We start from the raw sequence: 13890 nt of genomic DNA on the forward strand, positions 1-13890 counted from the left end.
GGGTAGATTGAAAGTGCTGGAGAATAGCCCGAAGTCGTTCTGTTGCCAGCCTTCGGGGGATCCGGCCACGCTAAAAACAAAAAGGGAGAAATCGTCATGCTACGACATCATCATGTACGTCAATCCAGCCTGATCGGTCTGGCCGTTTTTCAATTGATGTGTGGGAACGCCATTGAAGCGATGGCGGCAACACCGCAAGTTGCCATGGCCCCCGAGCATACCGTCCTGCTCAAGGCGGACGGCTCGGTGTGGCAGTGGGGCGTGGTCGATTTTGCCGCCGTCCGGCCTTCGCCGGGCAGCAACTGTTACGCCAAAGGCTTGACCAAGCTCCCGCCAGCGCCGGTCAATGGGCTGGTCGGTATCGTTTCTGTTGCGGCAGCCGGGCGGAACAGCATTGCCCTGAAGAGCGATGGAACGGTCTGGCAATGGGGGCTGAATACCCAGTTGCTGGCCGGTTGTCCGTCCGGCTCCATCGCCAGTGCTCCAACGCAGCTCGCTACTGCCGCTGGGCCGCTGAGCGACGTGACAGCCATCTGGGCGCGGAGCGGCAGTTTCTTCGCCCGCAAATCGGATGGCTCGTTGTGGGCTTGGGGTAATAACGAGCTGAACAAGCTGGGGGGCCACGTCCCGGGGCAGGCGACGAGCACGACCAAGCCGGGGCCCGAGGTCCAGAATGTCGCCCAGCCGCTTCAGGTCGATCATCTCAAGATCAGCACGGCCGGGGCATGGCCGCCGGCAACGCCGCCTATGGCCATGGCCTCGGGTGACACGCATACGCTGGCCTTGTTCTACGACGGCAATATCAAGGCCTGGGGTGGCGCCGAGTACGGTGAGCGTGGCAGCGGTTCCTACGGTGCCAAATCCAATCCCTATTGGAATGGATTTTCGTGGCGAGACTGGCCGGAGATGACGGCGATCAGCGGTGTGAATAGCATTGCCGCCGGCCTGTACAAGTCCGCCGCAGTCAAGAACGACGGCTCTCTGTGGGTTTGGGGCTGCAACCAGTATGGTGAGCTGGGCGATGGCATCGCCATGGGGTCGCACGTCAGCGTTCTCTGCGAGCGCCTGCCCAAGCAGATCAATAACCTGAGCGGTGTCGCCGCCGTGGCCATGGCGGAGACCCATACGACCATTCTCAAGGCCGATGGTACCGTCTGGGGAATGGGCTATAACGGTGGCGGCGCTCTGGGCGCCGACAACAGTGTGGTGCGCAGTCTGGTGCCGCTCCAGATTCCCGGATTGAGCGGCATCACGGCCATCGATGCGGCCAAGACCTGCTCGGCATCGATCAGAAACGACGGCACGGTTTGGGAATGGGGCGTCAATTGTCCGGGGCTGCAGCTTACTTCAGCGCAACCCGTGCAAATCAACGTCGGTACACTCGCCAGCGCGCCGTCCTGCGGCTCGGCCAATGGCCGTTCTTTCAGCAGCGCGCCGAGTGCCAACCTTTGCCTGATCGGCGCCGCCTCGGCCGTCAGCGGTGTCGGGCCGTGGAGCTGGAATTGCGGGCCGGTTGGCGGCGCCAGTGTGGCTTGTGCGGCGGGCAACGGGCCGGTTTTCGTGCTCAATCCGAGCGGCGGAAAAGTGTTTCCCGGACGAACGATCACCCTCAAGGTCATCGCTCAAGGCAGTGGCACGCTGAGCTATCAGTGGTACAAGACCACTGCTGCCGGCGGCAAGGTTCAACTGAGCGATCAGCGCAGCATGATGAGCAAACTGGGCACCCGCTCCGGCGTGGCCGGTGCGCAGACAGCGCAACTGACCTTGTCAGCCGTGCAGGCCGCCGATAGCGGCGCCTACTACGCTGTGGTGAAGGACCAGAACGGGGTTTCGGCCCAGAGCAAGAGTGCTCAGGTCATCGTCATGTTGCCCATAGCGCCGACGCGACCGGACTTGATCCGTCAATGAAAACCAATGTGAGAGGGCAGCTCCCACGGTCAACTGGAAAAATCGGCTAAATCCGGAATATCGGCCTGGCGCCACCAGTGCCAAGGCCAGTGTTGAGCGTCAAGAAAACGGGAACCGGCCATGCGGGCCGGTCCCTTTTTATTCTGGTTTGGCGACTGTCGTCGCCGCGCCGGGCTCCGGTTGCCGCCGTGGAATCTCGACGCGGAAGCAGCTGCCGATGCCGACTTCGCTGCTGACTTCGAGTTTGCCGTGGTGTTTCTGGACGATGCTGTAGGCCAGCGACAGGCCGAGGCCGGTGCCTTTGCCGATCGCCTTGGTGGTGAAGAAGGGGTCGAAAATGCGTTTGAGGTTTTCGGGCGGGATGCCCCGGCCGGTATCGGCGATCTCGACCCAGACTGCATCGCTCGTGGTGCCGGTGCGGATGGTGATGGTGCCGTGGGTTTCGATGGCATGGGCGGCATTGACCAGCAGATTCATGAATACCTGATTCAACTGCGAGCCGAGGCATTCGATATCGGGGATGCCGGCATATTCCTTGACGATATCGGCTTTGAACTTGATTTCGTTCATGGCAATGTTCAGCGTGCTGTCCAGCCCTTGTTCGAGGTTGGCCTGAGCCCAGTCCATGCTGTCAATACGTGAGAAATCCTTGAGGTCCTGGACGATCCGGGTGACCCGGGCGATCCCTTCGCGCGATTCCTTGAGCAGGCTGTGGATGTCTTCGCCGAGGAAGTCCAGGTCGGCCTCTGCCTTGCGGGCGGTGATGGTGTTATTGAACTCGGGGTGCCCGGCGAGCAGTGGGTCGGCGGCGCTATAGGCCTGGATGACGCCGAGCAGTTCGTCGACGTAGTTTTTCAGTGTGCCCAGGTTGGAGTTGACGAAGCCGATGGGGTTGTTGATCTCGTGGGCGACGCCGGCCGCCAACTGGCCGATCGAGGCCATTTTTTCCGATTGCAGGAGCTGGTTCTGGGCATTGGCCAGTTGCTCGTTGAGGGCACGCAAATGCTCGTAGTTCTTCTTCAATTCCTCTTCCTGGCGTTTGCGTTCGCTGATGTCCTCGAGCACGGCGATGTAGTGGCTGATCTTGCCCTCGGCGTTGAACAGTGGCGTCACCATCTGGTTGGCGGTGTACAGGCTGCCGTCCTTGCGCCGGTTGACGATGTCGCCGCGCCAGGTCGCGCCGCCCGAAATGCTCTGCCAGAAATGGCGGAAAAACACTGCATCCTGCGTACCGGAGTTGAAAAGGGAAGGCGGCTGGCCGTGCAGTTCCTCGTTGGTGTAGCCGGAAAGCTGGGTAAAGGAGCGATTGACCCAGATGATCTTGCCGGCGACATCGGTGATCATCACCGCATTGCCGACTTCGGCCAGGGCAAGGTCGAAGAGAGCCAGCCTTTCCTGGCGCAAAGCCGATTCGAGCGTGATGACCAGGCGGTTGGCGCTGGCCAGCAGGCGTTGCTGCAGCAGGCTGTCGGTGAACTGGTCGGGTTCCTTGCCATACAGCGCAAGAACGCCCCAGCGTTCACCGTGGATTTTCAGGGGCAGAAGGATGGCCGTGGCGCCTTTGGCAAGGGGCTGGTCTTTTACCTTGATGAGTTGGCAGTTCATGTCATCAAGCAGCACTACCTGATGCCGGCCGCTGCTCATGACATCGGCCAGTGGCAGGCATGCCGAGCTATCGACACCGCTGTCGGCGACATGCTCGATGGCGGCGTTCGTTATGTTCCCTGCTGCGGCGGTCAGGGAAAGCTTGCCATCCCGGTCGGCGATAGCGATGCAGGCGGCGTCCAGATTGAACATGGGCAGGATGCCGTCGCAAAAAATCTGTGCGATGGCCACCGAATCAACTCCCCAGCGCATGAGTACCGTGCCCAGTTGCAGGAAGAGATCCTCATCCATCTTGATGCGCTTTTGCTCGGAGACATCCTTGGCATAGACGGCAACGCTTTCGACGGCACCGCTGCCGTCCTTGACCGGATACAGGTTGTTGTCAAACCAGGTCGAGCCGCGCTGATCCTGGAAACGGACTACTTCCCCACTGTCGACGGCAGCTTGCATCATGGCGCCACGGGATTTGGCCAGGTCGGGCGGCATGTGATCGAGAAAGTTGGTCCTGATCATCTGCTGCGGCGTTTTTCCGAAGCGGCGGGCCGCGAAGGCGTTGATCTCGAGAACCGTGGCATCCGGCGCCAGCAGCATGACGGCTTCGTCGGTGGCATCGAGCAAGGCATGCATGCGGTTTTTACCCTCGCCAATGATCTTCTCTATTCGCTTGCGCTCGACCAGTTCCGCATCCAGCTGTCGATTCACTTCGCTCAGGCTGGCGGTGCGCTTCGCGACTTCCTGTTCAAGTCCTTCCTGATGCGCGAGCAACGCCCGGTCCCGGGTCTCGATGTGGTCGAGCATTTCGTTGAAATTGGCGGCCAGTTCGGATATTTCACTCTTTCCTTCGATGGCCAGGCGCTTGTCGAGTCCGGCATCGCCTCTTGCAATGTCGTGCATGGTGCGCATTGTGGCGTTTAGCGGCACAGTGATACTGCGGGCGATCAGGCTGGCCAGCAACAGCAAGGTGGTTGTGATTCCGAGCAGCAGCAACAGGTGCCGCATGGCTCTGGTCTGAATCGCGGCATCGATGTCATCAATGTAGATGCCGGATCCGACGGTCCAGCCCCAAGGGGAAAAACCTTTTACATAGGAAAGCTTGGGGAATCTTTCGGGCGTGCTTTTGCCATCCGGAGTGACCTTGGGCCACGGGTAGGTGACATAGCCTTGCCCAGTTTGTGCCACCAGTTCGGCGAAGGCCTGCAGCAGGTTTTTCTTGCCATCGGTCGGGACAAAAGGCCCGTCCGTACCGCTACGCATGCTGGTCACACAGTTGAATTTGTCGTCGAGCAGCGGTTTGCCATCCAGCTCCGGCGAGATCGGGTGCATGACCATTCGCGATGGAAGCTGGTTATCGTTGATCCAGAAATAGTCCTTGCCGTTGTAGCGCATGCCCTTGATCGTGGCGATGGCCTCAGCCTGGGCGGCTTCCCGGCTCAAACTACCCTTGCGTTCGAGATCCTGGTAATGCCCCAGCACGGCATGGGCGCTCTCGACCAGTTGCCGGATACTGTCTTCTTTTTCCTGGTGCAGGGTGTCCCTGAGGGTCAAGACATCAAGCGCACCGGTCAGCAGGATGCTGCCGACAAAAATGGCAACGATGCCCCAGATCCGGTTGCGGATGCTGAGGTGATTCAATGGCGCAAACATGACGATCTCCCTCTCCACGGATTGCGGCCGGGTATTCATTGAAAGCAATGACATCCCTTCTCTACCGGGCGGATGGCGCGACGCTAAACCATCCTCTGTTACCAGTATCTACCGTGGCAAGCCAGTCGGCAATTGGGAAATAAATTGGCAAAAAAATAACCGGCCACGCGGGCCGGTTTGGGTCATTTCCACGGTCAACCGGAAATGTCGCCCAATTCTGAAATGTCAGAATCGGGCACAGCCGCTCAGTCGAGGTAGTAACCAACCCCGAGAAGGCTGTTGTCAACGCGCTGGATGAAGGAGCGCTTGCGCTCGACGGCATTGGTGACCGGATTGCGCCAGACGTAATCGACGACGCCGGTGCCCTTGCTTTTCGCTTGGTCGATCATTTCCTGGATCAGCGCGTGGCCTTCGACGTCGTGGAGATTGCGCGCGTCGGTGCCGGTCCACGCCGGGTTCATGCCGTGCGCCTCGAATTTTCCACTGTCGAGATTGACCGCAAAGACGTAGAGGTCGTCGCGTACGAAAGCCCCCCTGGTGTCGTTGAAAGCCTTGGTGGCGTTGCCCAGGCCATTCTTGATGGCGAAGGCGACGGCATCGCCGAGCAGCTTCTGGGCATCGATCGCCGTGGCGTGCGGAGAGTAATAGCCGACGCCAAGAATGTAGTCGCCTTCACGGTGCAGCCAGGCGTTCTTGGGCTCGACGTGATTGGTTTTGCGATTGAGCCAGACGTAGCGGATGCGTGCCTCGTCCTGCTTGTCGGTGACGGCGATCATGTGGCGAAAGAGCGGCGTGCCGGCCGCGTCGACGCTGTCGAGCACGTTGAGGCCGACCAGCGCGTCGGGCGCCGCACCGTTGGCGAGATAGGTGCCCTTGCGGTCGATCACGTAAACATAGAGATCTTTTTTGACGAAAGCACCCTTGCGGTCGCTGAAGGCGGCCCAGGACTTCTCGGGGCCGTTGGCTTGCAGATACTTCACGGCCTGATCGAAGTGGGCGCGGGCTTCGCGCGGGGTGGCACGGTCACCGGCCAGGGCCGTGCCGCAACAGACGACCAGCAAAAGGCTGGCAAGGTGCGCGGCCAGGCGGGCGGTGAGGGAAGGTTTGCTCATGCTCGGAAACTCCGGAAGGTTGGGCCGACAGCGGCGGGCGCTGCCACTTATTTCAGCGACAGTATCCAGGAAACCAGCTGGCGGGTATCGGCCAGGCTGATGGCGACGGCGTTGGGCGGCATGGCGATGCCGGAAACGCGGTTCTTCCAGTGGCTGGAGTAGGGGTTGGAGCCTTCCTGGACGACGCGGGTCAGGAATTCGGTGGCGCCCGGCTTGCCGCGATACTGGGCGGCCACATCGATCCAGGCCGGGCCGATCGGCTTCAGGCCGTCGGGGCCCGGCTTGTCCTTTTCGATACCGTGGCAGGTCGTGCAGCCGCTGCCGAGAGCGAGTTTCTTCATCTCGGCATCGAGCTTGGCGTCGGCCATGGCGGCGGGGGTGATCAGGCTGCAGGCCAGCAGAGCGGCCAGTGTTGAGTGACGGAACATTTCTGTACTCCGAGTTGTTGATTGTTGAAGGGGGCGATTTTCAGGCGCTGATGGCATGGTTCATATCCACCAGGCCATGTCGGGCGGCCAGGTGGAGCAGTTTGAAGTCGTTGTCGGCATTGAGTTTCTGGCGAATCAGGGTGAGGTAATTCAACACCGTTTTTGGGCTCAGGTGCATCGAATTCGCAATGCAGTTGGCCGATTCGCCATGGGCCAGCATGCGCAGTACCTCGAATTCGCGCGGCGTCAGGTGGGCGAGGGCGCCGTCGCCGTCGAGTGCTTCTTCGGCCAGCACCTGGGCAATTTCCGGGGAAAAGACGCGCTTGCCGGTGGCGACGCGACGAATGCCGTCGATGACATCGCCCGGCTCGCTGTATTTGGTCAGGTAGCCGAGCGCGCCGCTGCGCAGGGCCTGGGTGATGTGGCCGGCGCCTTCGTGCATTGAAAGGACAAGAACCTTGAGGCCGGGCTGGCGGGCCAGCATGCGGCGGATGGCTTCGATGCCGCTGCTGCCGCGCAGGCTGAGGTCGACCACGGCGACATCGACGGCGACACGCATGATCAGCGCATTGGCCTCGTCGGCGCAGGCCGCTTCGCCGACCACCTGCAGGCCGGGCTCGGCGTCGAGCAGGCGGCGATAGCCGGTGCGGACGACGGCGTGGTCATCGACCAGAATGATGCGGATCATTGTTGTTCCTCCTGTCGCCCTTCTTGGCTCATCGGCAAGCGGGCCTGCAGATGCAGCCCGATTGTTGCGTTGTTTTCCATCTGCAGACTGCCCCCGGCCATTTCCAGCCTTTCCGCCATCCCGAGCAAACCGCCACGGCGTGCCGGGCCGGCCTCGGGCAGGCCTTTTCCATCATCCTCTACGCTCAGGTAGAGCGCATTTCGTGCCACCTCAATGCCAATCCGGCAGTGCCGCGCTTCGCTATGGCGAACCACATTGGTCAGCCCTTCCTGTACCACGCGGTAGACCACCAGGGCCGTTGCTTCGTCCAGTACAGGCAGTTCCGCCGGCATCTCGAGGTCAAACACTATGCCGCACTCGCGCTGCTGCCAACTCGTCACCAGTTCGCGCAGGGCGCTGGCCAGACCGAGCGCATCCAGACCGTGCGGCCGCAGGCGCTTGAGCATGGCACGCAACTGTTCGCCGCTGGTGCGCACGTCGCGCCGCAGATCTTCGGCGCATTCAACAATGCTTTGCGGCGCCAGCCGGGTTGCGTTGCGTTCGAGAAAGGCGGCGGTAACCCCGATGGCGGTCAACGTTTGCCCCATCTCGTCATGCAATTCCCTTGCCAGAGTGTGGCGTTCCTCTTCCTGCACGGCAATGAGCTGGCGGGCGAGCTGTTGCTGGGCGGCGCGGGAAGCCTCCAGCTTGCTGGCCAGCGCGTCAATGGCGCAGGCCACGCGGCGAAATTCGCGCAGGGCAAATGGCGGCATGGCGGCATTGGGGGCGTTGTCGGCCAGGCGCTGCAGACCGGCTTCGAGTTCACGGACCGGGGTCAGTGCACGATCGGCCGACCACCAGGCGACGAGCAGAGTTGCTCCAGAATAGAGCAACAGGGTGATGCAAAGTCGAACAGTGTCGCCCAGGCGCTCCTCGATTTCGGAATTCGGGTTGGCGGCAATGGTCAGGGTCTGGTCGCCGAGGCGGATGGTCTGGGCCGGCGTGGCGCTGGTCGTAATGCCGAGCAGCGGGGCAAGCCAGTGCGGTTTTTCCTCGGCTTTGGCTGCCGCGTCATCAAGGTGGATGCTCAGGTGGCGCAGCTCGGCGTTTTTGAGCAGGGCTTCCAACTCGGCCTTGTTGCCGGATTGCGCCTCGCCGGCCTTGAGCAGCACCGTGACCAGTTGCTCCGAGGCGGCCACTTCAGCCTGGATATCGCCACGCAGCGAGTGGAGGTTGATCAGCACAGCCATCAGCATCAGCCCGGCGAGCAAGCCGCCGAGCCAGATTACCAGCCGTCTTCGCAGATCCATGTCTCCACCTTGTTTTTAGTTGTAGTGACTCCGAGCAGGTTTCGTACCGGCCAAATGATGGTCGGGAATTTTTCCCGGTTTGGGGGTGAGCTTGTCCCGAGACTTCGGACAAATCGGCTTTCTATACTGGGCTTGCCCGTCGATCAAGACAGGCCCCCCGGCCTCTCGGGAAAGCAAAGACACTCTTCAGGAGACGAATAAAAATGGAATTTACACGGTTCAATCCACGCCAGACCATCCTTGCGACGCTGGTCGCGGCCACCTTTTGTGCGCCGGCCATGGCCAGCAAGACGGTGAGCTGGGAAGACATCCTCAACGATGACAAGACCACCGGCGACGTGCTGTCCTACGGTCTCGGCCTGAAAGCCCAGCGCTTCAGCCCGCTGACCAAAATCAACACCAAGAACGTCGATCATCTCGTCCCGGCCTGGAGTTTCTCCTTCGGTGGTGAAAAGCAGCGCGGCCAGGAAGCGCAGGCCCTGGTGCACGACGGCGTGATCTACGTGACCGCCTCGTACTCGCGCATCTTCGCCATCGATGCCCGCACCGGCAAGCGCCTGTGGGAGTACGAAGCCCGCCTGCCGGAAGATATCCGCCCGTGCTGTGACGTGATCAACCGTGGTGCCGCCATCTACGGCGACAAGATCTACTTCGGCACGCTCGACGCGACCATCGTGGCGCTCAACAAGGACACCGGCAAGGTTGTCTGGAAAAAGAAGTTCGGCGACCACAAGATCGGCTACACGATGACCGGCGCCCCCTTTGTCGTGAAGGACCAGAAGAGCGGCAAGGTGCTGCTCGTGCACGGTTCGTCGGGCGACGAATTCGGCGTCGTCGGCTATCTGTTCGCCCGCGATCCGGATACCGGCGAGGAAGTCTGGGCCCGCCCGATGGTCGAAGGCCACATGGGCCGCCTGAACGGCAAGGACAGCACGCCGACCGGCGACGCCAAGGCGCCGAGCTGGCCGGAAGGTCCGGATGGCAAGAAGGTCGATGCCTGGAATCACGGCGGCGGCGCCCCGTGGCAGACCGCGAGCTACGATGTGGACAAGAACATGGTGGTCATCGGTACCGGCAACCCGGCGCCGTGGAACACCTGGCACCGGACCAAGGAAGGTGACGATCCGCGCAACTGGGACAGCCTCTTCACCTCCGGCCAGGCCTATGTTGATGCCAGCAACGGCGAGTTGAAAGGCTTCTTCCAGCACACGCCGAACGATGCCTGGGACTTCTCCGGCAACAACTCGGTGGTGCTTTTCGAGTACAAGGATCCGAAGACCGGCAAGCTGGTCAAGGCCTCGGCCCACGCGGACCGCAACGGTTACTTCTTCGTCACCGACCGCGAAAAACTGACCAACGGCGCCGGCTACCCGAACAAGCCGACCTCGCTGATCGGTGCCTGGCCGTTCGTCGAGGGCATCACCTGGGCGAAGAGCTGGAACCTGCAGACCGGCAAGCCGAACATCGTCGAAGGCCAGCATCCGCCGAAGCCGAAGGAGGGCGCCGACAAGGGCGAATCGATCTTCGTCTCGCCGCCTTTCCTCGGTGGCACCAACTGGATGCCGATGAGCTACAGCCAGCAGACCGAGCTGTTCTACATCCCGGCCAACCACTGGGCGATGGATTACTGGACCGAAAAGCTCACGTACAAGGCCGGCTCCGCCTATCTTGGCCAGGGCTTCCGCATCAAGCGTCTGTTTGACGACCACGTCGGCACCCTGCGCGCCATGGACCCGAAGACCGGCAAGATCGTCTGGGAACACAAGGAGAAATTCCCGCTCTGGGCCGGCACCATGACCACCGCCGGCGGCCTGTTGTTCACCGGCACCTCGGACGGCTACGTGAAAGCCTTCGATGCCAAGAACGGCAAGGAGTTGTGGAAGTTCCAGACCGGTTCCGGCGTGGTTTCCGTGCCGATCACCTGGGAAATGGACGGCGAGCAGTTCGTCGGCATCCAGTCCGGTTACGGCGGCGCCGTGCCGCTGTGGGGCGGCGACATGGCCGACCTGACCAAGCAGGTCACGCAGGGCGGCTCGATGTGGGTCTTCAAGCTGCCTAAGTCGCTGAAGAACTGAGCGATCGCTTCGCTTCAACCGTTCCCGCCGCAGGCCGGATTCCCCCGGCCTGCGGAATGCCCGCAAGCAAGGCTGGGTCAGCGCTGCATGGACGCAGACTCAGCCTGGGAATGTTTGGATCGAAGCATATTGCGAGCGACAACGATGCCCAAACATTTGATTTTTGCCCTGTTTTTCGGGTCGACCGTAGCATTGGCCGCCGAACCCTTCGAGCCGCTGGTCATCAACGGTTGCGGCATCTGGCCGCATACCCGCTGCCCGGGGGCGGACCTGCGCCACGCCAATCTGGCTGGCCAGAACCTGGCCGGGGCCGATCTGAGCGGCGCCCAACTGGCCCGCGCCGACCTGCGCGGCGCCAACCTGGCCGGCGCCAACCTCGACGGGGCCGACCTGACTGCCGCCCGTCTCAACAAGGTCAGTGCGCCGACGGCGACCTTTCGCGGCGCCAAAATGATCGGCGCCGATCTCGAATTCGCCCGCCTGTTTCGCACCGATTTCACCAATGCCGATCTGACCGGCGCCAATCTCGAAGCGGCCAAGGCCAATTTTGCCTGGTTCATCGGCGCCCGGCTCAACAACGCCAACCTCCAGGAGACCAAATTCTTCACCGTCAATTTCCGCAAAGCCGATCTGACCGGCATCTTCCGTCGCTTCGCGGTGTTTCAGGATGCCGATTTCGAGGGCTGCACCAACTGCCCGACCGACTGGTGATGGCCATGAAAAAACTGATCCTCATTCTTCTGACGGCGCTGTCTTCCTCGCTCGCCGTGGCCAACGAAGTCGCCGTGGCGCCCGCAGTGTCGGCGGACGGCCTGCTGGCGCTCGGTGAGACCTGGCTGGCGGAAAACCCCTACCGCGGCAACCCGGTTGCCCTGTCCATCGGCCAGCAGGCCTACAACCAGGCCTGCGCCCGTTGCCACGGTGCCGACGCCAGCACGAATGCAGCACCGGCGCCCGATCTCCGGCAGCTCAACCGCTTCTGTAGGCGGATCAGTGACGCCGAGCTGAACGCCGCCTGCCTGCGCGACAACGACGCCTATTTCGCCAAGAGCGTGCGCAAGGGCAAGATCATCGTCGGCGTCACCCACATGCCGCCATGGGATGGCGTGCTCAAACAGGAGCTTGCCTGGGCCATCCAGGTCTTCATCGAAGCGCGGGCCGGAGCAAGCAAGTGATCTTCCACGGTCAACCGGAAATTGTGGCTAAAAATGAAAAACGGCGCGAGGGCCGAAGCCGTCGCGCCGTTTCAATCGGGCGCCGGAGCGCCCGAAGGAGAGAGAATTTATTACTTGTGCAGCTTGAAGACCCAGACCGAACCGCCCTGTTCGAGGAAGTTCACGCGCTTGGCCACGTCGCCGCCCCAGAGCGGAACAGCGCCGCCCCAGCCAGTCGTCACGGCGATCATCTGCTCGCCATCCTGTTCCCAGCTGACCGGCGGTGCAACGATGCCGGTGCCGGTCTGGAAGGACCACAGTTCCTTGCCGGTCTTGGCATCAACACCCTTCAGGAAGCCTTCAGGCGTTCCGTAGAAGACGAGGCCGCCAGCGGTGGTCAGGACGCCGCCCCACAACGGAGCGTAGTTCTTGTTTTCCCAGACGATCTTGCCGGTGGCCGGATCGACAGCGCGCAGCACGCCGATATGGTCGTCGTTCAGAGCCTTGATGGTGAAGCCGGCGCCCAGGTAAGCAGCACCCTTCTTGTAGGAAACCGGTTCGTTCCAGATATCCATCGACCACTCGTTGGCCGGCACGTAGAACAAGCCGGTTTGCGGGCTGTAGGCCATCTGCTGCTGGTTCTTGCCGCCGAGGAAGGACGGAGCCGAGAAGACGACCTTGCCCTTCTTGCCATCGGCGCCGGCAGTCGGGTCACCCGGACGGCCTTCTTCGATGTAGTTCGGACGGCCGGTTTCCATGTTGTAGCCGGTTGCCCAGGTGATCTTCTTGACGAACGGGAAGGCGTTGAGCAGCTTGCCGTTGGTCCGGTCGTTCACGAAGAAGAAACCGTTACGGTCGGCCTTGCCGCCGGCCTTGATCAGCTTGCCGGTCTTCGGATCCTTGTAGTCGAAGGAAACGAATTCGTTCACGCCGTCAAAGTCCCAGCCATCGTGCGGGGTGTTCTGGTAGTGCCAGGCGATCTTGCCGGTGTCGGCGTCGATGGCCACGGTGGACGACGAGAACAGGTTGTCGCCCGGGCGCAGGTGGCTGTTCCACGGTGCCGGATTGCCGGTGCCGGCGAAGATCAGGTTGGTTTCTGGATCATAGGTAGCGCCGTTCCAGGTGGCAGCGCCGCCGGTTTGCCAGAGGTCGCCAGTCCAGGTGGCGTTGAGGGTACCGGAGATGCCGTTTTCGACCTTGTCACCAGCCGCATTGAAGCTGTAACCCATGTGACCTTCAACGGTCGGACGGGTCCACAGCAGCTTGCCGGTCTTCGGATCGCGCGCATCGATACGGCCGACAACACCGAATTCACCACCGGAAACGCCGGTGATCAGCTTGCCCTTGGCGATGATCGGGGCGGCAGTAGCAGAGTAGCCAGCGGCGTAGTCGCCGAGCTTTTCTTTCCAGACGACCTTGCCGGTGTCCTGGTTCAGGGCAACGAGCTGGGCATCCAGCGTCGCGAAGATGACCAGATCGCCGTACAGGGCGGCGCCGCGGTTGATCACGTCGCAACACGGCATGATGCCGTCCGGCAGGCGGTGCTCATACTTCCACAGCTTCTTGCCGGACTTGGCATCGACAGCGAAGAGGCGGCTGTAGGAGGCGGTGACGAACATCTTGCCATTGGCGATGACCGGCTGCGATTCCTGGCCGCGCTGCTTCTCGCCACCGAAGGACATCGACCAGGCCGGGACCAGGTTCTTGACGGTCTTGGCGTTGATCTGGGTAGACGGGCTGAAACGCTGACCCTGGGTGCCGAGGCCGAAGCTGACGACGTCGCCGGGGGTCTTGGCATCGTTGAGGATGTCGGCGTCAGTGACGCCGGCGCTGGCCGGGCTGCCGGCAAATGCTGCAGCCGTCAGAAGCGCGAGGGTAACGACTCTCCGCTTGAAAGGGGTATGACTATGCATGGATTGTCTCCTTGATTATCCGATGGTTCCAACGCGGAAAACCGTGCTGAACACGGTCCGTCTGCGTGGAATGA

The 13890-nt window shown here is 61.8% G+C and carries 10 protein-coding genes; 4 read left to right on the forward strand and 6 right to left on the reverse strand.

The genetic code is table 11. The features are described 5' to 3' along the window. Positions 1 to 96 precede the first annotated feature (96 nt). Positions 97 to 1908, forward strand: coding sequence for a hypothetical protein (locus tag WBK19_RS13380; RefSeq protein ID WP_511290483.1), 1812 nt, complete (start codon positions 97 to 99; stop codon positions 1906 to 1908). Positions 1909 to 2046: 138 nt separating this feature from the next. On the opposite strand, the gene WBK19_RS13385 is transcribed toward WBK19_RS13380, so the two are convergent. The 5 genes from WBK19_RS13385 to WBK19_RS13405 all read right to left on the reverse strand — a co-directional run bounded on the left by WBK19_RS13385 (position 2047) and on the right by WBK19_RS13405 (position 8674). Continuing rightward, on the reverse strand, positions 2047 to 5157 hold the full coding sequence (locus WBK19_RS13385) for a cache domain-containing protein (RefSeq protein WP_511290485.1): 3111 nt from the start codon (positions 5155 to 5157) through the stop codon (positions 2047 to 2049). A 245-nt stretch (positions 5158 to 5402) separates the two neighbouring features. Next, the gene (locus WBK19_RS13390) at positions 5403 to 6269 is read right to left on the reverse strand and encodes a cache domain-containing protein (RefSeq protein WP_511290487.1); all 867 of its coding nucleotides are present in this window, start codon (positions 6267 to 6269) and stop codon (positions 5403 to 5405) included. 47 nt (positions 6270 to 6316) lie between these two features. Then, the gene (locus tag WBK19_RS13395; RefSeq protein ID WP_511290489.1) at positions 6317 to 6697 is read right to left on the reverse strand and encodes a c-type cytochrome; all 381 of its coding nucleotides are present in this window, start codon (positions 6695 to 6697) and stop codon (positions 6317 to 6319) included. A 40-nt stretch (positions 6698 to 6737) separates the two neighbouring features. After that, entirely contained in the window at positions 6738 to 7385 is a 648-nt protein-coding gene (locus WBK19_RS13400) for a response regulator (protein WP_511290491.1), read from the reverse strand. Beyond that, positions 7382 to 8674, reverse strand: coding sequence for a sensor histidine kinase (locus WBK19_RS13405; protein WP_511290493.1), 1293 nt, complete (start codon positions 8672 to 8674; stop codon positions 7382 to 7384). The genes WBK19_RS13400 and WBK19_RS13405 overlap by 4 nt, the downstream gene beginning before the upstream one ends. A gap of 203 nt (positions 8675 to 8877) precedes the next feature. Here WBK19_RS13405 and WBK19_RS13410 point away from each other — a divergent pair, with 203 nt between their 5' ends. The 3 genes from WBK19_RS13410 to WBK19_RS13420 all read left to right on the forward strand — a co-directional run bounded on the left by WBK19_RS13410 (position 8878) and on the right by WBK19_RS13420 (position 11924). Then, a complete protein-coding gene (locus tag WBK19_RS13410) occupies positions 8878 to 10749 on the forward strand; it encodes a methanol/ethanol family PQQ-dependent dehydrogenase (RefSeq protein ID WP_511290495.1) in 1872 nt (623 codons plus the stop codon). 144 nt (positions 10750 to 10893) lie between these two features. Further along, on the forward strand, positions 10894 to 11460 hold the full coding sequence (locus WBK19_RS13415) for a pentapeptide repeat-containing protein (protein WP_511290497.1): 567 nt from the start codon (positions 10894 to 10896) through the stop codon (positions 11458 to 11460). Between the two features lie 5 nt (positions 11461 to 11465). Further along, complete coding sequence (locus WBK19_RS13420) at positions 11466 to 11924, forward strand: c-type cytochrome (protein ID WP_511290499.1); 459 nt, start codon at positions 11466 to 11468, stop codon at positions 11922 to 11924. A 110-nt stretch (positions 11925 to 12034) separates the two neighbouring features. On the opposite strand, the gene WBK19_RS13425 is transcribed toward WBK19_RS13420, so the two are convergent. Continuing rightward, on the reverse strand, positions 12035 to 13816 hold the full coding sequence (locus WBK19_RS13425; RefSeq protein ID WP_511290501.1) for a PQQ-dependent methanol/ethanol family dehydrogenase: 1782 nt from the start codon (positions 13814 to 13816) through the stop codon (positions 12035 to 12037). Between the last annotated feature and the right edge of the window lie 74 nt (positions 13817 to 13890).

It is taken from the genome of Azonexus sp. (assembly GCF_049652925.1).
Classification (GTDB): Bacteria; Pseudomonadota; Gammaproteobacteria; order Burkholderiales; family Rhodocyclaceae; genus Azonexus.